The organism is Marivivens niveibacter, assembly GCF_002150005.2.
Lineage (GTDB): Bacteria > Pseudomonadota > Alphaproteobacteria > Rhodobacterales > Rhodobacteraceae > Marivivens > Marivivens niveibacter.
The window spans coordinates 698,390-718,686 of sequence record NZ_MSPP01000001.1; the positions used below are offsets into that span (position 1 = coordinate 698,390).

Here is a 20,297-nt window from a genome sequence, read left to right on the forward strand (position 1 = left end):
AATTTCATACCTTTTGGTCAAATTGGCGAAAAATCGTTCGACTTTTAGACTGATTTTGCCAGCGGCATTTCAGGGGCGAGCGATCGCAGCGCGTCATATTGCGACAGGAACACCTGTCCTGACATTTCTTCTAGGAAGTGGCCAGTTTGCAGGCGGTCCATCACGGGACCTTTGACTTCGGCCATGTGCAGCGTGACGCCCATATCCGTCAGGCGCGAATTGATCGCCTCTAGGCTTTCTAGCGCGGAAAAGTCGATGGCATTTACGGCCGACATCATCAGCACCACGTGGTCGATGCCGCAGTCAGGCTGTACGCGGTCATAGATGTAATCCTCCATATAGCGCGCGTTGGCGAAATATAGGCTTTCGTCGACGCGGATCATGACCAGACGCTCGTTGGTTAGCACAGGATGTCGTTTGATGTTGCGGAAGTGTTCGGTGCCTTCCATTAGGCCAACCTCTGCGATGTGCGGGCGGGATGTTTTGAACAGGAACAGCAACACAGACAGACCGACACCTGCCGAAACGCCCGTTTCCACGCCAAAGCCCCAAGTCAGCAGGATTGTTGCAGCCACTGCGGAAAAGTCTTGTTTCGAATAGCCCCAAGATTTTTTCAGGATCGAAAAATCGACCAGCGATAGAACGGCGACGATGATTGTCGCGGCTAGCGTTGCTTTGGGCAGGAAATACAGCAGCGGTGTGAGGGCCAGCGCAGCAATCGCCAGACCAACGGCTGTAAAGGCACCCGCAGCTGGTGTTTCAGCACCGGCATCGAAATTAACGACGGAACGCGCGAAACCACCTGTCACTGGGTAACCGCCTGTGAATGCAGCGCCTAGGTTTGCCGCACCCAAACCGATCAATTCCTGATCGGGATCAATACGCTGGCGTTTCTTTGCGGCCAAGGTTTGGGCGACCGAAATGGATTCTACAAAGCCGATGATCGAAATCAGCAGGGCAGGGACGAACAACTGGCCTAGCAAGCTTGGCGATAGGTTGGGCAAGGTGAATGGCGGTAGCGACTGCGGAACTGTGCCGACAATTTTAACGCCGTAATTATCCAGCCCAAACAGCGCGACAATGCCAGTCGTCACAACCACAGCGGCAACAGGGCCTGCTTTGGTCAGAACATCAGCCAGCTTTGGTGGCACACCTTTGGATAGCAACAATGGTTTCAAACCTTTGCGGACCCAGAACAGGAACGAAATCGCTGCAACACCGATCAACAGAGTGATCAGATTCAGGTTGCCTAGGTTGTGAAACAGGCTTTCGATCATGTGGGGCAGCGAATGCCCAGAGATGGAAATGCCCAGAACATGACCCAACTGGCTGGCTGCGATCAGAACGCCAGATGCGGTGATGAAACCCGCGATCACAGGGTGCGACAGGAAATTCGCAATCCATCCCAGCCGAAACAGGCCAAGGATCAGCAGCATCGCGCCCGATAGGAACGCAAGTGACAGCGCAGCCGTTGCGTATCCCATGGTGCCGGATTCAGCGATATTGCCAATCGCCGCGGCGGTCATCAAAGACACCACAGCAACGGGACCAACGGCCAGCGACCGCGATGTACCAAAAATGGAATACAGGATGATCGGCACGATCGACGCATAGATACCTGCCTCGGGCGGTAGGCCTGCCAATAGGGCATACGCCAACGACTGAGGCACCAACATGATCGTAACGATCACTGCGGCGACTAGGTCATTTTGGAACGTATTTTTATCATAGCGCCGACCCCATTCCAGCATGGGGACGTATTTTTCATAAGCTGATCGTGCCATTGGATTGTCTTTTCATCAGAGGAAAAACGGGGCGCCGTTTTCGCGCCCCAATTTGGTTTATTTGGCTGTGATGCTTTCTGGTTTGGCCATCCATTCACGGCCTCGTAGCATCGCTTTCCAATAGATCGGGGGGAGGGCGGTTTCTTTCAGGAACCACGCCGCGCGGGTCGGTTTGGTGCCATTCAGCAGCCATTTTGGGAACGATGGTTTCAACACACCGCCGTAACCGAATTCGGCCAGAACGATTTTGCCGCGTTCCACGGTCAGCGGGCAGGAGCCATATCCGGTGTATTGCGCGACCGCCGATTTGCCGTCGATGTCTGCGCAGACGTTTTCGGCCACCACAGGTGCCTGAACGCGTGCTGCCGCTGCGGTTTTCGCATTCGGTGCGTTCATCACGTCGCCAAGCGACCAGATGTTGTCGAATGTTTTGTGGCGCAATGTTGCCTGATCCACATCGACCCAGCCCGCCGCATCAGCCAAAGGCGACACGCGGATGAAATCAGGTGCGACTTGTGGCGGCACCACGTGGATCATGTCGAAATCAACGGTCACGGTCGTCTTGTCCGTGTCCGGCTTTGCGACTTCGAATGTTGCCTTTTTCGCCTCACCATCGATCGACACAAGGTTATGGAAGAAGTTGGTGTTTACGCCATACTTTGCAATGTAGGTTTCCAGCGCAGGAACGTAATCTTTGACACCAAACAGAACGCCGCCGGCGTTGTTGAAATCAATCTGGATGTTTTTCAGCGCGCCGTTTTTGTACCAATGGTCACCTGACAGATACATCGCTTTTTGCGGCGCGCCTGCGCATTTGATCGGCATTGGCGGCTGGCTAAATACTGCGCGGCCCTCTTTCATTTCTTGGACCAGTTTCCAAGTGTAGGGCGCAAGGTCATAGCGATAGTTCGATGTCACGCCATTGCGGCCCAGCGTTTCAACCAGACCTTCGATACGGTTCCAGTCCAGTTTGATACCGGGTGCAACGATCAGGCGTTTATATCCGACAACGCGGCAACCATCCAAAATGACGGCGTTATCTTTGGGTTCAAATGCAGCAACGGCTGCTTTGATCCAATGGACGCCTTTGGGGATCAGGCTGCCCATGGTTTTTGCGGTATCTTCGGCGTGGAAAACACCGCCGCCAACCAAAGTCCAACCAGGTTGGTAATAGTGGATGTCAGCGGGATCGATCACCGCGATGTCTAGATCGGGCTTGCGCGATTTCAGTGACGATGCGACCGAAATACCGCCCGCGCCAGCGCCTACTATAACGACGTCGTATGATGCATCGGTCTGATCGGTCGGCGTTTTGCCGCCATTTACGATGCGGCGGACTACGCCGCCCATGTCATATCCAGCGGCTTTGGTCGCGGCCAGAATGTCAGCCGTTGGCGACGACGTCGCAGCGCTTAGCGACCACAGGGTCGCAGAACGCGTACCGGTGCGGCAATACGCAAACACCGGACCGGGCAGAGTATCCATGGCTTCACCAAAATCAGCGGCGTCTTCGTCGCGGACCTTGCCCGAAGTGACAGGCATGTAGACGGTTTTCAGACCCGCTGCCTGTGCTGCCGCGTCGATCTCCTCAAATGTGGGTTGATCGGCGCCTTCACCATCAGGACGGTTGCAGATGATCGCACGGAAACCCGCGTAGGCGATCGCCTTTACATCGTCCACTGTGATTTGCGGCGACACGGTTAGGCGTTTGTTGATTTGGTTCAGTTCCACGGATGTCTCCTCCGGACGTGGGGTGATTAAAGGCCGTTTACAGGCACTTTGAGCATCGGATTGCCGTCTTTATCGCGAGGGATTTCACCTGCGCGCATGTTGACCTGCAGCGATGGGATAATCAGGCGCGGCATAGCCAGTTGCGCATCGCGTTCGGTGCGGAACTTGACGAAATCCTCTTTGGTTTTGCCTTCGCCAACATGAATGTTGTGCTTCTTTTCGTCGCCAACGGTGGTTTCCCACTGAATGTCACGGCCGTTCGGGCCGTAGTCGTGGCACATGAACAGGCGCATGTCGTCAGGCAGCTCCAGAACCTTTTGGATGCTGTCGAACAGGATGCCCGCATCGCCACCCGGGAAATCGGCACGGGCCGAACCGCCGTCTGGCATGAACAGTGTGTCGCCAACAAAAGCCGCGTCACCGAATACATGCACCATGCACGCTGGGGTGTGGCCGGGTGTATGCATTGCAAACACTTTCATCGAGCCGACCTCGTATGTGTCGCCATCGGTGAATAGTGCGTCGAACTGCGATCCATCACGCTGGAATTCGGTGCCTTCGTTGAACACTTTGCCGAACACATCTTGAACAGTTTTGATGTGTTCACCGATGCCGATCTTACCGCCGGTTTTCTGCTGGATGTACGGCGCAGCGGACAGGTGGTCGGCGTGTACGTGCGTTTCGATCAGCCATTCGACTTCCAGATCGTTGTCCTGAACGTACTGGATGATTTCATCGGCCGATTCATATGTGATGCGGCCGGCGGCGTAATCGATGTCCATTACTGAATCTACGATAGCGCATTTATTCGATTCAGGATCTTTGACCACATAGGAAATGGTCCAAGTTGCTTCGTCGAAAAAGGCTTTTACCTCTGGCTTTACGGACATATTCACTGGGTAAGTGGTCATATTGATCTCCTTCCAAGGGGCGAGACCCCAATACATTTCATTTGTTTGATATATGGGGCCAGATCGTTTGCCTGTCAACGGGGGGAATGTGAGTGCAGAAAAGAAATATCTAAAAAACAGAATATGTTTTTTGATTTAGATCAAATGACCATGCCTAATTATTAGGCAGACGCGGATTTGTGGTGCGAAATTTGGCTCTCAGGGGTGGTTCTTTGAGGGGCACAAGTGTCCAATAGGGTAAAGCGCAGCCCAATGCGCCCCAAAGGACGGACGATGAACTACGACAAGATCGACAAGAAGGCCCGCAAGATTCTACAGGAAAACGATCGCGGGCTATACACCGTGCCGACAAAGGGGCTGTATCCGTACCAGTGGAACTGGGATAGCGCATTTGCAGCCTGGGGTTTTTCAAGCTTTAACGTGCGCCGTGCGTGGGCCGAATTGGAAACGTTGTTTACGGGGCAGTGGGACAACGGCATGGTTCCGCATATCGTGTTTCACAAACAGGCTATTGGCTATTTTCCGGGGCCCGATGTTTGGAACCTAGAACGCGTGCCGCATACGTCAGGCATTACGCAACCGCCCATCGCGGCCACCATGGCTCGTGCTGTGTATGAGGCGGATAAACACTATGGCCGCGTCCATATGGAGCTGTTGTTCGGTCGTTTGGTCAGTTGGCACCGTTGGTTTATGAAAAACCGTATCGAAGATGGGATGGTGGTTATTACCCACCCATGGGAATCCGGTCGGGATAACGCCATCGACTGGGATGATGCGCTGGCAAACGTCGATGGATCGAATGTTGGTGAATATCACCGCCGCGATACTGATCACGTCGACCCTTCGATGCGCCCCAAGAAAGAAGACTACGATAAATATCTGGCACTGGTGCAGTTCAGCCGCGATGCTGGTTACGATGAAAAGGTAATTAAATCCGACGGCCCGTTCCGAGTTGGCGACGTTGGTATGACATTCCTGTTTTTGAGGGCGTGTCGTGACCTGTTGCATATCGCGGTCGAGCTGGATCACGAAGTCGATGAAATCGAAGGCTGGATCAAAATCCTCAAAAAAGGTGTCGAGCGACATTGGAACGAAGATCGCGGTCATTATGACTCGGTCGATGTGCGTACGGGTCAATTCACCAATTCGCTGTCATGCGCGTCATTCCTGTGTTGGTACGCAGGGATCAAAGACGATCGCATGCTGACGCATTACGACCGGATCATGCAAACGGTCGACTTTGGGATTCCGTCTAACGATCCCGACGATCCGCATTTCAACCACCTGCGATATTGGCGTGGACCAGTGTGGGGCATGTTCAATTCACTGATCGGCATCGGTTTAGCTGAAACCGGTCACACCGTACATGCCGAACGCCTGCGTAAACGGACGCAAAAGTTGATCGCCGAACACGGGTTTTATGAATATTTCAGTCCACTGGACGGTGCGCCCGCGGGCGGCACGCATTTCACATGGACGGCGGCAATTTGGCTGACGTGGGCATCGCCACACGCCAAGGGGCGTTTCTAACCGATTCGAAAATCTAGGCAGGGTCAGGGTTTACCCGACTTTTTCACGCACACCTTATTGTGGAAAAAGGGTGGTTGCGGTGTCACAGTTTTGGCGAATTAGGATAGGTTTAGCGCTAACGGGCTATCTAAAAGTACATGCATATATACTGTTGCTATTGCTGAATAGACTGCTGCCTCGGGAATAAAAACTATGCGCAAGCGCAACGTAAAAGTATCGATGGGCAAAACGGGCTTTCACTTTTTTCAAGTGAAAGTGGGAAACACGCCTCGACCATCCATTCGTGTGATGAACTATGACTTCCGTCCGAACACCGGAAAGAAACCGTTCACTCAGGCTTTGATCAACGTGTCTGCAATTGGGGATGCTCAACGTCGCCCTGTTATTGAATTCCACGGCGACGTTGAAATCGTTCCAGCACAGCCAGTGCTGCAATTGGTCAAGTAATCACATCTGGTGCGTCACGGCCGGTATGGGTGGTGATGCCAGCAATCGCGTCAGCGGCTGCGATGATGTCCGATAGGGCTGCTTGGGCATCATTGTGCAGGGCAGATGGATCGGTTTCATAGCTTTCCAGATAGACACGGATTGTTGCACCTTGAGTGCCTGTTCCAGACAATCGGAACACCACGCGCCCGCCTGAAGTAAACCCGATGCGGATGCCCTGACCGGCAGAATGGCTGCCATCAACTGGATCGTCGTAGGCAAATTCGTCTGCCGTCGAAACGGTCAGTGGGCCGACCGATTGACCTGGCAGCGACGCGAATTGCGAACGCAACCCATCCATCAACGCATTGGCGCGATCCGTTTCAACAGCCTCGTAATCGTGGCGGCTGTAATAGTTGCGACCATATTCGGCCCAGTGGTCCGACATCAGATCAGCCACGGATTTGCCCGTCACGGCAAGGATGTTCAGCCAAAGTAGAACAGCCCATAGACCGTCTTTTTCGCGGACGTGGTTGGACCCCGTGCCTGCGCTTTCTTCTCCGCACAGGGTGGCGCGGCCAGCATCCAGCAGGTTGCCAAAGAATTTCCAACCAGTCGGCGTTTCGAACGCATCAATCCCTTTGGCGGCTGCAACACGGTCAACGGCGGCAGAGGTTGGCATGGACCGCGCAACACCCGCCAATCCGCCCGCATAGGCAGGGGCAAGATGTGCGTTTGCTGCCAGCACCGCCAAACTGTCGGATGGCGTTACGTATTGGCCGCGTCCCACAATCATATTGCGGTCACCGTCCCCGTCTGACGCCGCGCCAAAATCAGGCGCGTTTTCGCCGGTCATGATATCCATTAATTCATGCGCCCAAATGGGGTTCGGATCAGGGTGGCCACCGCCAAAATCGGGCAGGGGCGTGGCGTTCATCACGGTGCCTTTGGGCGCGCCCAGTTGGTTTTCCAGAATTTCAACAGCGTAAGGGCCAGTGACCGCATGCATGGCGTCAAATTTCATGGTGAAGCCAGATTTGAACAGGCCCGCAATCGCATCGAAGTCAAAGATCTGGTTCATCAAGGCAGCGTAGTCGCTGACCGGGTCAATGATTTCGACGGTCATGCCCGCAATTTCGGTTGTCCCGAGCGTGCCCAAATCAATGTCACCTGCATCGACCGAGTAATAGGTGTCAATGTCAGTGGTGCGGGCATAAATTTTGTCGGTGACGCCTTCATTCGCGGGGCCACCGTTTGGACCATTGTATTTCAGCCCGAAATCTTCGTCGATGCCGCCGGGGTTGTGGCTGGCCGATAGGATCAATCCGCCGTCAGTTTTTAATTTACGGATCAGGTTTGACGCGGCGGGGGTCGATAAAATGCCTCCGCGGCCAACGGTGCATTTGGCGGCGCCATTCGCAGCGGCCATTCGCAGGATGACCTGAATGGCTGTGTCATTGAAATAGCGACCGTCGCCACCGACGATCAGGGTTTTGCCTTTGACACCGCCAATGCCATCGAAAATGGATTGAACGTAGTTTTCCAGAAAACCTGGTTCCATGAAAACACGGGTTTTTTTCCTCAGGCCACTAGTGCCTGGTTTCTGACCCTCAATCGGTTGGGTCGAGATCGTCAAAACAGTCATTTAAAATCCTTGGGTCGGAATTATAGCCGATAATACCCCGAGTTTATGACAGTTCTGCGCGACCTCAACCGCAATCGGTCAGTCTTCGACGCCTTTTAGGATCAAATCGCAAGGCAAAGTGCGATCAATGATACGTTTTGCGTTGGGAATGTCGTTTCCTTCGGCGCGGCGCAGGGCATTTGCGCTGGAATGGTTCAAGGATAGCCAACGTTGAATAAGCCGCGCGCGCAGTTCGGGCAGCGGCACATCCCAGCGGATCGTGAAATCCCACAGGTCGGCCAGATCGCGCCATGGGGCTTCGTCGAACATCAGGTAATTGCCTTCGACGATAATGACCTGAGTGTTCGGGGAAACATATCCTTTGCCTGCGATGGAAATATCACGTGGGCGATCAAATTCAGGGTAGTAAACGGGTTCTCCGGATTTGATCCGCCGGATCATATGGATAAAGCCATCGGCGTCGAATGTTTCGGGCGCACCTTTACGGGCGCGCATGCCCATTTCATCCAGAATGTCGTTGTCCAAATGAAACCCATCCATTGGAACCACCGCAGCCGAGATTTTTTTCAAATGCAATCGGCGCAACAGTTCTGTTGATAGGGTGGATTTTCCCGATGCTGGGGCCCCTGTCAGGGCAACGATAATGCGGGGCGCATTTTCCAGCCGCGTTTCGATTTCATCCAGCGCAAGATTGACCTTTGGGGTCAGGTTTAGATTGTGTGCCATTGGTGTGCCTGTTCGTTTTCCGCTCAGCTGTGGCCTCGTTACACACTTGAAACCCGCGAGGCAGCATTACAATGTCACAGTTATGAGCGGGGCTTTTTCAAAATTAATGGCAGCGGTGTCTGCCTTTCGCAAGGTGTGGTCGGCAAACGATCTGGATCTAATTTCGGCGGGTGTGGCGTTTTATGGGCTTTTTTCCATTTTCCCTGCAATCGCGGCGTCAATCGCAGTTTTCGGGCTGATTGCTGATCCGGTTGTTATTTATGATCAATTAAACCTATTGCGTGAATTTATACCTGCTGACGTATTCAATCTATTACGGGCACAGGTGAACCGATTGCTTTCAGCGGAAAGTACAACGCTGGGTTGGGCGTCAATCGTGTCATTGGGTATCGCACTTTGGTCTGCGCGGGCAGGGGTTGGTGCGCTGATCCGTGGATTGAATGCGATCACGGGTGTCCAGTCGCGCAGCGGTGTTCGGCATCTGATGACGGCGGTGGGATTAACTGCTGCCCTGATCGGGGTTGGAATTGTTGCGCTAATTATGGTTGTGATCGCGCCTGTGGTGATCGCATTCGTCCCATTGGCGTCAAAGATTGAAGGCTTGCTTCTGGCTTTGCGCTGGGTCGTGGCCTTGTTGGTTTTGCTAATCGCGCTTGGCTTACTTTATCGCTATGGACCGAACGGGGACGGCGTAAGCCGAGGCCGGATTTTTACAGTGGGCAGTGTGGTGGCTGTTGTGCTGTGGTACGGCGCATCGTGGCTGTTCTCGTATTATCTGGCAAATTTCGGCAATTATAACGAAGTTTACGGATCTATCGGCGCCGTCGCTGCGATGCTGATGTGGCTCTATATCAGTTCTTATTTGGTTTTGCTTGGGTGTGTTCTGAATGTCGCATTGTTGCGAATTCGGGCATAAACTTTGTGTAGAAACCCATAAACTGGACCTCTTTGGAAAAAACGCACTAGAAATTGTGGCGCTTTTTGGGTAGTAAATTATCAAAAGTATAGCCGAACCATCGTCAAAAAGAATGGTCGGCATTGAGGCGGAGTAGTAGTTATGTCGGCGATTAATTTCGTCGCTCGCAATGTTGCGGGCGAAGTGTATCATGGTTCTGTGGCTGGTGACGGTGCGTCGGCATCCATTATAGCAACTCAAGATCAGCAAATTTCCTTAAATCTATCTCGTGCGCAGGTTCAGTCCTATTCGCGCGAAGGCCAAGCGCTGCAAGTTGCGCTGATTGATGGCCGTGTGATCATGATCGAAGGGTTCTTTTCCCCAGAGGGTATCCCTGAAAACAACCTGTATCTATCTTCGGGCGGTGTGCTGGCCGAGGTGGAGCTGTCCGCAGCGGATGGCGCATATTACTATGCCAATTACGCAGAGGCCGAGGCCTTTGGTAAGTGGAGCCCTAACGACGATCTGTTTTTCCTAGAAACGCCAAATGTTCAGGTTGCGGGCTACAATCAGGTCTACGGCACTGACGAAGAAGTCGGCATGCTGGCTGCGCCGCTATTGACCGGTTTGGGCGGTCTGGGGCTCGCTGGTGGCGGCGTGGGTGCGGCGGTTTTGGGCGGTACGCTTTTGGTGGGCGAAACCGTGAATGGTGGGGGTTCTGGTCCATCGGTCGAGGTGACTGAAGGTACAACAACATCGGACGGTACTGTCGTTTCGGGTGATGATTATTCTGACGGGGTGGTCATCACGGGTACGGGTACTGCTGGCGGCGAAATCACCGTAACAGTCGAAGGTGAAACCGCGACCACGACAGTGGGTGACGATGGAACATGGACCGTTGTATACGAGCCGGGTCTATTGCCCGAAGGTGAATACACAACCGAAGCAACGGTTACGATTACGGTCGGTGATCAGACAGAAACAGTCACGTCTGAAATTCAGTTCGACACGCAAACCACTGTTTCCATGGATGAAACCACAGGTGGCGACGGCGTTGTAAACAGCGAAGAATTCGAAGGCGGCATTGTTCTGTCGGGTGCGGTCGAAGAAGGTTCGACTGTTATCGTCACGATTGATGGTATGTCCCACGAGGCGACAGTGTCTGGCGGTACGTGGACGCTGACTCTATCCAATGACCAGTTGGCCGAAGGTGAATACGATCTAAACGTCACGGTCGAAGCAACGGATGCTTATGGCAATGTCGCAACGACTACTGGCACCGTTACGATTGATACTGTGACCGAAGTGACCCTGAGCGATGCAACGATCGCGGGCGACGGTGTTGTGAACGCTGTTGAACATTCCGAAGGTTTCGACATTTCGGGGACCGCTCAACCGGGTGCGACCGTTGATGTAACCATCGGTCTGGTGACACACACTGTCACTGCGGACGCGAATGGAAACTGGACAACCACGTTCACTGAAAATGACATTGAACCAGGCACTTATGCTGCTGACGTTAATGTTGTTGCGACGGATGCTGCTGGAAACACGGCCTCCACAACGGGGACCATTCAGATTGATACTGAAATGGGTCTGTCGATTGATGCCGCTGCTGGTGGTAGTGATAGTGTCATCAACGCAGCAGAGGCCGCATCGGGCCTAATCCTGACGGGTACGGCAGAGGCTGGCTCGACCGTTGAAGTGACCATGAACGGTGCAACGCGCACTGTGACCGCTGGATCCAATGGATCTTGGTCCGCGACTTGGACTGCTGCTGAGCTGCCTTCGGGTGAGGGCGCGATCGCAGTCACCGCAGTCGCGACTGATGCATCGGGCAACGTCGAAACCTCTTCGACTACGATCGATTACGATACTGTTGTGAACACATTGACCCACACGAACGGCGCTGTTGGCGGTGATGGTGTGATCAATCTGGATGAACAGGGCCAAGCGATCACCGCATCGGGTATGGTTGAACCAGGTTCGACGGTCACAGTCACCTTGGCTGGTGTATCGATGGCGGCAACTGTTTCGGCATCGGGTGCATGGTCGGTTACGTATCCTGCGGGTTCGATCCCAACGGGCGAATATGATACCGAATTGGTTATTTCCGCGACTGACGCGGCTGGTAATACATCGTCGCTAACCGAAAGCGTTCTCGTTGATACCGTGGCAGGTGATGTCGCGTTGTCGTCGGCTCCGATTGAAATCGACGATGTCATCAACGCGGTTGAGGTCGCCGACGGTGTGGTCATCAGCGGCACAGCGACGCCGGGCCTGACTGTCACTGTGACACTGGGTGCTGCATCGCATCAGGTTGTGGCTGCTGCTGATGGTAGCTGGTCGTCGACCTTCCTGTCGTCCGAAATTCCATCTGGCACCTACACAACAGACGTGACTGCGACGATCACCGACGCTGCAGGTAACAGCAAAACGGTCACTGACACAGTGGACGTCGATACCCACGTTGATGACTATGCATTTTCTCAGGTGCAGATCGAAGGCGACGGAATGGTCAGCGGCGCCGAGGCATCGGACGGAATTTCGTTCTCTGGCACTGTTGAACCAGGTTCGATTGTCGTTGTTAACTTTGCGGGTGCAAGCCGCACCGTTCAGGCTGGTGCGGACGGTACATGGTCTGTTGATTTTACGGCATCCGAAATTCCGGGCGGCGAATATGAGGCCACGTTGACTGCGCGCGCAACCGACCCTGCTGGTAACGTCAGCACGATCACCGAAACGGTCGAAGTTGATACCATCGTAAACACCCTGAACATGGCGGCTGCGGAAACCGACAACGTGGCAAATGCAGCTGAACTCGCGGACGGTCTGACCCTCACAGGGCAGGTTGAACCAGGATCGACAGTTGTTGTGACCTTTGACGGAATCACGCGCGTTGCGACCGTGGATGCGAATGGAAACTGGACCGTTCACTATGACGCGGATGAAATTCGCGCGGGTGAATACGATGCAAATGTCACTATTGTGGCAACGGATGCTGTTGGCAACCAGCGCACCGAAACAACGACCGTGGAAATCGACACCCTTGGTCCAGATGCTCCTGTCGTGACATCGTTGGATCAGGGCCGTGATGGACTGCGTTCGATCGGTATCGCAGACGAAGATACGGACCTAGAAGTCTTTAAAGTGTCGGGTACTGGCGGCGTGACCGAATTGACGGCTGATGCAGTCCAAGACGCCCGTTATGACGAAGTCGACCTGTATTTCGATCAGGCTGTACCCGATGGATCGCAGCTGGTTCTTGCATCGACCGATGCGGCTGGCAACGAAACATCGACTTTGTTTGTACTGGATGAAGCAGGGACCAACATCGTCAATATTGATAACTCTGGCCTAGACGGTTTTGATATCCGTTCGATCGACCTGCAGTTTGCAGAAAACAGCGAATTGGAATTGTCGGCCCAAGATATCGAAGATCTGACCGGCGGGATGGGCGAATTGACCATTCTGGGCAGCAACGACGATACGGTAACTATGACTGGTGCAACCGACACTGGTTCGACCCGCGACGTGGATGGTTCTACCTACAACATTTACACGCTGGGCGATGACGGCACCGTTCTGGTGAACGAAGACATCAACGTCATCATCTAAATCATTGACGGGGCGCCTGATTTTAGGTGCCCTTTCTGATCCAGACCCCGACGATATGGGCGATTATACTGTGACTAACTATGCATTTTTCAAAACAGCTATCTCGGCGATCACGCTGACAACTGTTTTGGCGGGATGCATGGAAATGCCGCCTATGCCGTCTATGGGTGAATTGCCGTTCATGAACAAAACGGCCGAAGACGCGCCGCAAAACGTTTTGTCGCCTGAAATGGCGACAGGCGAAGAAAGCGTTGTCATCAACAGCCTGTTAGAACGTAGATCGGTATTGCCCGACGGACCGTTCGCGACTGTTGCGGATGCTGTTTTGGATGCAAATTCCCGCGCTGCCGAAGCTGAATTGCGCGCCGCGCGTTTGCGGGCAGAGGCCGCCTCGACCAATTGGCTACCGACTTTGGGGCCGCAAATCAGCCTGACCTCTTTGGGGTCGGTTGTTGCAGGTCTGGTGGTTGAACAGGCGCTGTTTGATAATGGTCGCCGCAAGGCTGAACGTGAATACGCAGTCGCCGATGTCGAGGTCGCAGCGGTTGCGCTGGCCCAAGACACAAACCAACGTGTTTTGACTGCGCTAGAACTGTACCTGCGCGCCGAAGAAAACCGCGCCACTGCGGCGGTCAATGCCGCCGCGATGGAGCGTATGAACCATTTCGCTTACATCATGCGCGAGCGCGTGCGCGGCGGTGTGTCGAACCGTGCGGATCTGCAGATCGTGGAACAAAAACTGAACCAGATGCAGTCCGATCTGATGTCTGACCGCGAAGAGGCGGACGCCGCCATTGCCGAACTAAACGCCATGTCTGCATATTCGGTTTCGGATGTCTCTGGCCTGTCGGCGCTTGCGGCGACGTCAATCATTTCGATCCCGTTGTCTGTTGCCAAATCTCAAGCCGAGGCAAGCCGCCAAATCGCTGAAGCCAAAATCGCGCGGGCCGGGTATTTGCCAGGCTTGTCCGCAACAGGATCAGTGACGAACAGCGGTTCTGATTTCAATTTGGGCGCAGTTATTCCAAACGGAATTGGCTTTGGCAACGCTGCCGCACGCGAAGCGATCGAAGCGCAGTCGCAAGCGGCAGAATCCAAGGTTGCGCAGACTCGCGAAGATACAAACCGCCAACTGCGGGCGCTGGAATCGGAATTGGCCAGCCTACAGCGTCAGGCCGAACAGGCGCGGTCTATTGCATCGCAAGCTGCTGCAAACTACGACATCTTCGCAAGCCAACTGCGCGAAGGTCAGCGTACCGTAAATGACGTCGTCGGCGTTTTTGAAACCAAGGTGCGGACCGAACGGGCAATGGTTGCGTTCCCCTATCAAATCGCGTTGGTAGAGCTAAAAATCGCCGCAATCCAAGGCGCATTGGTCGACGGAGGCCGGATATGAAGGGTCCTGTAATCGCGTTTGATATCAACGCAGGTAAAGGCGCGCGGATTAAGCGTGTGGAAAAACCAGCCGAACCTGTCGCAGAACCCGCAAAATACGAAGACCGTTTTTCAGACCGCGCCCGTCATCGCGCGGATCTTGCCTCGGTTTATGCAGGTATTTTGGGCGTCGATGTGGTGCGTGCGGACCTGCTGGAAAAAATCGTCAGCGAAGGCAGCGATGACGTGACGATGGCAGCGATTGCTGATGCGTTGTCCTCGTCAGGATTGGTTGCGGCGCAAAAGTCGATCAAAACACCTGTCGCATCGCTTTGGCCGGCTTTGGCTGAAATGACCTCGGGGCAGATGGTGTTGGTGCTGGAACAGCAGGGCAACACGTTATTTGTCTATGACACCACCTGTGCTGGAAATCGGGCCGAGGTCGCGTTGAATGAATTCATGCCTGTGTTCGCAGGTACGATTGTCCGTGCGGATGTTGCGGTGCGTGAATTGTCGCGCCGCCACGCGTCGAAGGGAAAACAGTCACACTGGTTCTGGGGCGAAATTCGTAAATTCCGCCGCCACGTGGCCGAGGTCGCGTTGGGATCATTTGTGGCCAACCTGTTAGCTGTGGCTATCGCTTTGTTTTCTCTGCAAGTGTATGACCGAGTCATTCCGCATCAATCGACGGCGACCTTATGGGTTCTGGCTATCGGTGCGGGTCTGGCCATGGTGCTCGAGGCGTTTTTGCGCATCGCACGTGCCCGTCTGATGGATGGGGCAGGCCGCCAGATTGAACTAAAGGTTCAACAGTTGCTGGTTGATAAAATTCTGGGGATGCGCGCCAACGCGGGCAACAGCCAATCGCAGACGTTTTCGGCTGTACGCGAATTTAGCACGATCCGTGAATTCTTTACCGCGTCAACCATCGGCACGATGACCGATTTGCCTTTCATTGTGCTGTTCTTGGCGCTGGTCGCGTCGATCGGTGGCAATATTGTTTGGGTGTTGTTCGCGGGTGGTTTGCTGATGGTTTTGCCCAGCTTTTTCATGCAGCGCCGCATGATCAAACTGACGCGCCAGACCCAAGGGGCCAGTACCAAAGCCACGCGTTTGCTGCATGAAATCGTTTATGAAAGCGACACGATCAAAGCGACCCGCGGCGAAGACCGTTTCCGCCGTCAATGGTCCGAACTGTCCGCGCTGAATTCGTTGGCGACCAGCGAACAGCGCAAACTGGCATCGACCCTGACATTCTGGAGCCAAGGCGTACAGCAAGCGACCTATATCGCGGCAGTTGTCGCCGGCACCTTCATGGTTTTTTCGGGTGAATTCACCGTGGGTACGATCATCGCGGTTGGTATTTTGACATCGCGCACCTTGGGGCCGCTGACGCAATTGGCAGGCACAATGGCGCGATGGTCGAATGTGAAAACAGCTCTAGAAGCATTGGATAAAATTGCGGATGCCCCGCAGGACACAGATGAATCGCGCAGCTATTTGCGCCGCGATACGATTGATGGGGCTTATGAAATCCGTGATCTGATGTTCAAATACAACGAAGAGAGCGACCGCGTTGTTGATATTTCGGGCCTCAAGATCGAGGCTGGCCAGCGCGTTGCTATTCTGGGTGCGAACGGGTCGGGGAAATCGACTTTGATGAAAATCCTGTCGGGTATTTATCCGCCAACAGCTGGCCGCGTTATGATCGACGGCGTAGATATGGTACAGGTCATGCCGCGCGATTTGCGCCGCAACATCGGTTATTTGGGTCAAGAGGTGCGCCTGTTCGCGGGTACCCTGCGTGATAACCTGAACATGACGATGCTCGAGCGTGATGACGACCGCCTTCTGCAGTCGCTGGATTTCGCTGGACTAGGCCAATTTGTGCGTAGCCACCCAAAAGGCCTGGATATGCCGATTTCGGATGCCGGAGAGGGCCTGTCAGTCGGTCAGCGTCAATCGATTGGTTGGGCGCGCCTGTGGCTACAAGATCCAAAGGTGTGCCTGCTGGATGAACCCACGGCTGCTTTGGATCAAACGTTGGAACAAACTTTGGTGACGCGTTTGGACCATTGGCTAGGACAGCGCACCGCGATTATCGCAACCCATCGTTTGCCCATCTTGCAGCTGACCTCGCGCACTGTCATTTTGCAGAACGGACGCTTGGCCGTTGATGGGCCGCGCGAAGAAGTGCTTGCGCATCTGCGCAACAAAAAGGCGACGGGGTAATGCCGACTACGGTCGATACGGAATTAGACAGTGGATTGAAATCGTCCAGCAGGATCATCTGGATCGTCGCTGCGGCGGTTTTGATTTTTATCGCTTGGGCGAAATTTGCTTGGATCGATGAAATCGTCCGCGCAGATGGAGAGATTATTTCTGGCGCGCGTCCGCAGGTCGTTCAAAACCTAGAGGGCGGCATTTTGGCAGAATTGCTGGTTCAACCGGGTGACGTTGTCGAACCAGGGCAGGTCATTGCGCGTCTTGCGGGTACACAATTTCAGGCGCGGGTGGATGATTTGGGCGATCAATTGGTCGCCGCCGAAATCCGCCGCATCAGGTTAGAAGCCGAAATGGCAGGGCAAAGTGATTTTGCCGTAGATCCGTTAATCGAATCCCATAGCCCTGCCATCGTCGCATCGGAACAGGCGTTATTGGCAGCGCGTCAGTCGGACTATCAAAGTAAGCTTCGCGGCGCGTCGGCGGTTTTGGCTGAAACGCAGCGCGAATTGTCGTCGATGGAGGATATGTACAGCCGCGAAATCGTCGCCTTGTTCGAAGTCACCGACGCGCGCAAGGCGCATTCCGATGCGCAAATCCGTTACAACGATATCGTGACTGGCGCTGAGCTGGAGCGTGCGAACCTTTATTCCGAAACGCTACAGATCATGGCAACGCTGACCCAAGAGTTGCGTACGGCGCAGGACCAATTGTCGCGGACCGTTATCACTGCGCCCATGGCTGGCATTGTGAACAATCTGGGGGTCACGACGATTGGCGGTGTTATTCGACCCGGTGAGGAAATTTTCCAGATCATTCCTATCGACGATGAACTATTCGTTGAAGCGCGCGTTCCACCTGAAGATATCGCCAATGTGCGGGCAGGGCAGACGGCGACCGTCAAATTGTCTGCCTATGACTATACAATTTATGGAACGCTGTCGGGCGAGGTTACATTAATTTCGGCGGATACTTTCAAGGATGACCGCGTTGCGGATGGCGATCCGCACTACAAGGTGACATTGGCTGTGGATCTAACAAACCTGACCGATCGTCAGCGCGAAATTGAAATCAGACCGGGAATGCAGGCGACGGTAGAGCTGCACACAGGCGGGAAAACCGTCCTACAATATCTGACAAAGCCCCTGTATCGCGGTCAAGAAGCGCTCCGAGAGCCGTAGAGAGAGCTGTTAAATTGCGTGGGGGCCAGATGGCCCCCACATTATTTTTACGCACGCCTTGTGGGCGCGCGCGTTTGGCGCTCTAATCATTATGAAACGAAACACTGACGCGGGCGGTCTTGAAGCCCCCGTATATGGCCACTAAGACTCTGTAGAGAATTACCGATTATAGATTAACTACGTGTCACCAACTTTGAGGCAGTAAGAATGCAAGACCCGATCGAAACATATGCCAACCTGGTTCCTATGGTTGTCGAACAGACGGCCCGCGGCGAACGTGCCTATGACATTTTTTCGCGCCTGCTGAAGGAACGTATCATTTTCGTGAACGGTCCAGTTCATGACGGGATGGCGCAATTGATCGTGGCGCAGCTGTTGTTCCTAGAATCGGAAAACCCGAAAAAAGAGATCAGCATGTACATCAACAGCCCTGGCGGCGTTGTGACGGCTGGTTTGTCGATCTACGACACGATGCAGTACATTCGTCCGAAAGTGTCGACCTTGGTTGTTGGTCAAGCGGCATCGATGGGATCGGTTCTGTCCATGGCAGGTGAAAAGGGTATGCGTTTTGCGCTGCCAAACGCACGTATCATGGTGCACCAGCCATCGGGTGGCTATCAGGGGCAAGCGACCGACATCATGATCCATGCGCGCGAAACCCAGAAAATCCGCGAACAGCTATACGGTCTGTATGTGAAACACACCGGTCAGCCGCTGGACGTTGTTGAAAGCGCGCTGGAACGCGATAACTTTATGTCTCCTCAGGAAGCGAAAGACTGGGGTCACATCGATGAAATTCTAGAAAGCCGTGGCGACGCAGCTGAATAAGCTGTGAAACCGTTTTCGGTTTTTTGACATTGTGGAGCGGGTCGGGCTGTCTTAGTCTATCCAGACGGGGCACCCGACGATGTTACGATTTACCGCCCGAGGGACCAATATGGCGAATACGACTGGCAGCGATAGCAAAAACACTCTTTACTGCAGCTTCTGCGGCAAAAGCCAGCACGAGGTGCGCAAGCTTATCGCGGGCCCGACGGTGTTTATCTGTGATGAATGCGTCGAACTGTGCATGGATATCATCCGCGAAGAAACGAAATCTTCGGGATTGAAGTCCACAGAAGGTGTACCAACTCCAACCGATATTTGTAAGGTTCTGGATGATTACGTCATCGGTCAGGCCCATGCGAAACGGGTTTTGGCGGTTGCTGTACATAACCACTATAAACGCCTGCATCATTCGTCGAAATCCGGCGATATCGAGCTGGCGAAATCCAACATCATGCTGATTGGCCCGACCGGTTGTGGTAAAACACTGCTGGCACAGACGTTGGCGCGCATCTTGGATGTGCCATTCACTATGGCTGATGCAACCACCCTGACCGAAGCCGGTTATGTGGGTGAAGACGTTGAAAATATCATTTTGAAGCTGCTTCAGGCGTCGGAATACAACGTTGAACGTGCGCAGCGCGGGATCGTCTATATCGATGAGGTCGATAAGATTACGCGCAAGTCGGACAACCCGTCGATCACGCGCGACGTATCTGGCGAAGGCGTGCAGCAGGCGCTATTGAAGATTATGGAAGGCACCGTTGCATCGGTTCCACCACAGGGCGGTCGCAAGCATCCTCAGCAGGAATTCCTGCAGGTGGATACAACGAACATTCTGTTCATCTGTGGTGGTGCATTCGCTGGTCTGGATAAGATCATCGCGCAGCGCGGCAAGGGCACGTCGATGGGCTTTGGTGCTGACGTTCGCGAAGAGGACAGCCGCGGCGTTGGTGAAGTGTTTAAGGATTTGGAGCCAGAAGATCTGTTGAAATTCGGTCTGATCCCTGAATTTGTCGGTCGTCTGCCTGTGATCGCGACACTGACCGATTTGGATGCGGACGCGTTGATTACAATTCTTACCGCACCGAAGAACGCGCTGGTCAAGCAGTATCAAAAGCTGTTCGAAATCGAAGGCGTGCAGCTGACCTTTACCGATGACGCGCTGCAGGCGATCGCAAACCGCGCGATCGAACGCAAAACCGGTGCACGTGGTCTGCGGTCCATCATGGAAGATATCTTGCTGGATACCATGTTCGACCTACCAGGCATGGACACTGTGACCGAGGTTGTCGTCAACGAAGAGGCTGTCGGACCGGACGCCAAACCGTTGATGATCTTTGGCGAAGACGCCAAAGAAGACAAAGCATCGGCAAGCTAATTCAAAACCGCCCTTCTGGGCGGTTTTTTTATGCGCATAATCCCTCT

Annotated in this window: 14 protein-coding genes; 9 read left to right on the forward strand and 5 right to left on the reverse strand. The window is 54.0% G+C overall.

The window, feature by feature from the left end:
• Nucleotides 1-44 precede the first annotated feature (44 nt).
• From BVC71_RS03435 to BVC71_RS03445, 3 genes are read right to left on the reverse strand one after another with little or no spacing between them, the layout of a single operon-like run.
• Complete coding sequence (locus BVC71_RS03435; protein WP_086450207.1) at nt 45-1,784, reverse strand: SulP family inorganic anion transporter; 1,740 nt, start codon at nt 1,782-1,784, stop codon at nt 45-47.
• Between the two features lie 57 nt (nt 1,785-1,841).
• On the reverse strand, nt 1,842-3,515 hold the full coding sequence (locus BVC71_RS03440; protein WP_086450208.1) for a bifunctional protein tyrosine phosphatase family protein/NAD(P)/FAD-dependent oxidoreductase: 1,674 nt from the start codon (nt 3,513-3,515) through the stop codon (nt 1,842-1,844).
• A gap of 26 nt (nt 3,516-3,541) precedes the next feature.
• Nucleotides 3,542-4,426 (reverse strand): MBL fold metallo-hydrolase, encoded by an 885-nt coding sequence (locus BVC71_RS03445; RefSeq protein ID WP_086450209.1) that lies wholly within the window; start codon nt 4,424-4,426, stop codon nt 3,542-3,544.
• A 273-nt stretch (nt 4,427-4,699) separates the two neighbouring features.
• Here BVC71_RS03445 and BVC71_RS03450 point away from each other — a divergent pair, with 273 nt between their 5' ends.
• Both BVC71_RS03450 and BVC71_RS03455 read left to right on the forward strand, forming a co-directional pair.
• Nucleotides 4,700-5,956 (forward strand): MGH1-like glycoside hydrolase domain-containing protein, encoded by a 1,257-nt coding sequence (locus BVC71_RS03450; protein WP_086450210.1) that lies wholly within the window; start codon nt 4,700-4,702, stop codon nt 5,954-5,956.
• Between the two features lie 192 nt (nt 5,957-6,148).
• The gene (locus BVC71_RS03455; RefSeq protein WP_086450211.1) at nt 6,149-6,403 is read left to right on the forward strand and encodes a hypothetical protein; all 255 of its coding nucleotides are present in this window, start codon (nt 6,149-6,151) and stop codon (nt 6,401-6,403) included.
• Here BVC71_RS03455 and BVC71_RS03460 read toward each other — a convergent pair.
• A complete protein-coding gene (locus BVC71_RS03460) occupies nt 6,396-8,027 on the reverse strand; it encodes an alpha-D-glucose phosphate-specific phosphoglucomutase (protein WP_086450212.1) in 1,632 nt (543 codons plus the stop codon). The genes BVC71_RS03455 and BVC71_RS03460 overlap by 8 nt on opposite strands.
• A gap of 78 nt (nt 8,028-8,105) precedes the next feature.
• Nucleotides 8,106-8,753 (reverse strand): nucleoside/nucleotide kinase family protein, encoded by a 648-nt coding sequence (locus BVC71_RS03465; protein ID WP_086450213.1) that lies wholly within the window; start codon nt 8,751-8,753, stop codon nt 8,106-8,108.
• 106 nt (nt 8,754-8,859) lie between these two features.
• Between BVC71_RS03465 and BVC71_RS03470 the strand changes: the two genes are divergently transcribed.
• From BVC71_RS03470 to clpX, 7 genes are all read left to right on the forward strand, one after another.
• Nucleotides 8,860-9,669, forward strand: coding sequence for a YihY/virulence factor BrkB family protein (locus BVC71_RS03470; RefSeq protein WP_086450214.1), 810 nt, complete (start codon nt 8,860-8,862; stop codon nt 9,667-9,669).
• Nucleotides 9,670-9,810: 141 nt separating this feature from the next.
• The gene (locus tag BVC71_RS03475; protein ID WP_086450215.1) at nt 9,811-13,266 is read left to right on the forward strand and encodes an Ig-like domain-containing protein; all 3,456 of its coding nucleotides are present in this window, start codon (nt 9,811-9,813) and stop codon (nt 13,264-13,266) included.
• Between the two features lie 70 nt (nt 13,267-13,336).
• On the forward strand, nt 13,337-14,662 hold the full coding sequence (locus tag BVC71_RS03480) for a TolC family protein (protein WP_165767714.1): 1,326 nt from the start codon (nt 13,337-13,339) through the stop codon (nt 14,660-14,662).
• The gene (locus tag BVC71_RS03485; RefSeq protein ID WP_086450217.1) at nt 14,659-16,872 is read left to right on the forward strand and encodes an ATP-binding cassette domain-containing protein; all 2,214 of its coding nucleotides are present in this window, start codon (nt 14,659-14,661) and stop codon (nt 16,870-16,872) included. Before BVC71_RS03480 ends, BVC71_RS03485 begins: the two co-directional genes overlap by 4 nt.
• Nucleotides 16,872-18,044 (forward strand): beta-barrel domain-containing protein, encoded by a 1,173-nt coding sequence (locus BVC71_RS03490; protein WP_086450218.1) that lies wholly within the window; start codon nt 16,872-16,874, stop codon nt 18,042-18,044. Before BVC71_RS03485 ends, BVC71_RS03490 begins: the two co-directional genes overlap by 1 nt.
• Nucleotides 18,045-18,251: 207 nt before the next feature.
• Complete coding sequence (locus BVC71_RS03495) at nt 18,252-18,872, forward strand: ATP-dependent Clp protease proteolytic subunit (protein WP_086450219.1); 621 nt, start codon at nt 18,252-18,254, stop codon at nt 18,870-18,872.
• Between the two features lie 109 nt (nt 18,873-18,981).
• The gene (gene clpX, locus BVC71_RS03500) at nt 18,982-20,250 is read left to right on the forward strand and encodes an ATP-dependent Clp protease ATP-binding subunit ClpX (protein ID WP_086450220.1); all 1,269 of its coding nucleotides are present in this window, start codon (nt 18,982-18,984) and stop codon (nt 20,248-20,250) included.
• The last annotated feature ends 47 nt before the right edge of the window (nt 20,251-20,297 follow it).

Excerpts from the sequence above, each read along its gene's own strand:
- BVC71_RS03465 (WP_086450213.1), bottom strand. The coding sequence starts at position 8,753 with ATGGCACACAATCTAAACCTGACCCCAAAGGTCAATCTTGCGCTGGAT.
- BVC71_RS03495 (WP_086450219.1), top strand. The coding sequence starts at position 18,252 with ATGCAAGACCCGATCGAAACATATGCCAACCTGGTTCCTATGGTTGTC.
- BVC71_RS03435 (WP_086450207.1), bottom strand. The coding sequence starts at position 1,784 with ATGGCACGATCAGCTTATGAAAAATACGTCCCCATGCTGGAATGGGGT.
- BVC71_RS03460 (WP_086450212.1), bottom strand. The coding sequence starts at position 8,027 with ATGACTGTTTTGACGATCTCGACCCAACCGATTGAGGGTCAGAAACCA.
- BVC71_RS03455 (WP_086450211.1), top strand. The coding sequence starts at position 6,149 with ATGCGCAAGCGCAACGTAAAAGTATCGATGGGCAAAACGGGCTTTCAC.
- BVC71_RS03445 (WP_086450209.1), bottom strand. The coding sequence starts at position 4,426 with ATGACCACTTACCCAGTGAATATGTCCGTAAAGCCAGAGGTAAAAGCC.
- BVC71_RS03450 (WP_086450210.1), top strand. The coding sequence starts at position 4,700 with ATGAACTACGACAAGATCGACAAGAAGGCCCGCAAGATTCTACAGGAA.
- BVC71_RS03490 (WP_086450218.1), top strand. The coding sequence starts at position 16,872 with ATGCCGACTACGGTCGATACGGAATTAGACAGTGGATTGAAATCGTCC.
- BVC71_RS03475 (WP_086450215.1), top strand. The coding sequence starts at position 9,811 with ATGTCGGCGATTAATTTCGTCGCTCGCAATGTTGCGGGCGAAGTGTAT.
- BVC71_RS03470 (WP_086450214.1), top strand. The coding sequence starts at position 8,860 with ATGGCAGCGGTGTCTGCCTTTCGCAAGGTGTGGTCGGCAAACGATCTG.
- BVC71_RS03485 (WP_086450217.1), top strand. The coding sequence starts at position 14,659 with ATGAAGGGTCCTGTAATCGCGTTTGATATCAACGCAGGTAAAGGCGCG.
- clpX (WP_086450220.1), top strand. The coding sequence starts at position 18,982 with ATGGCGAATACGACTGGCAGCGATAGCAAAAACACTCTTTACTGCAGC.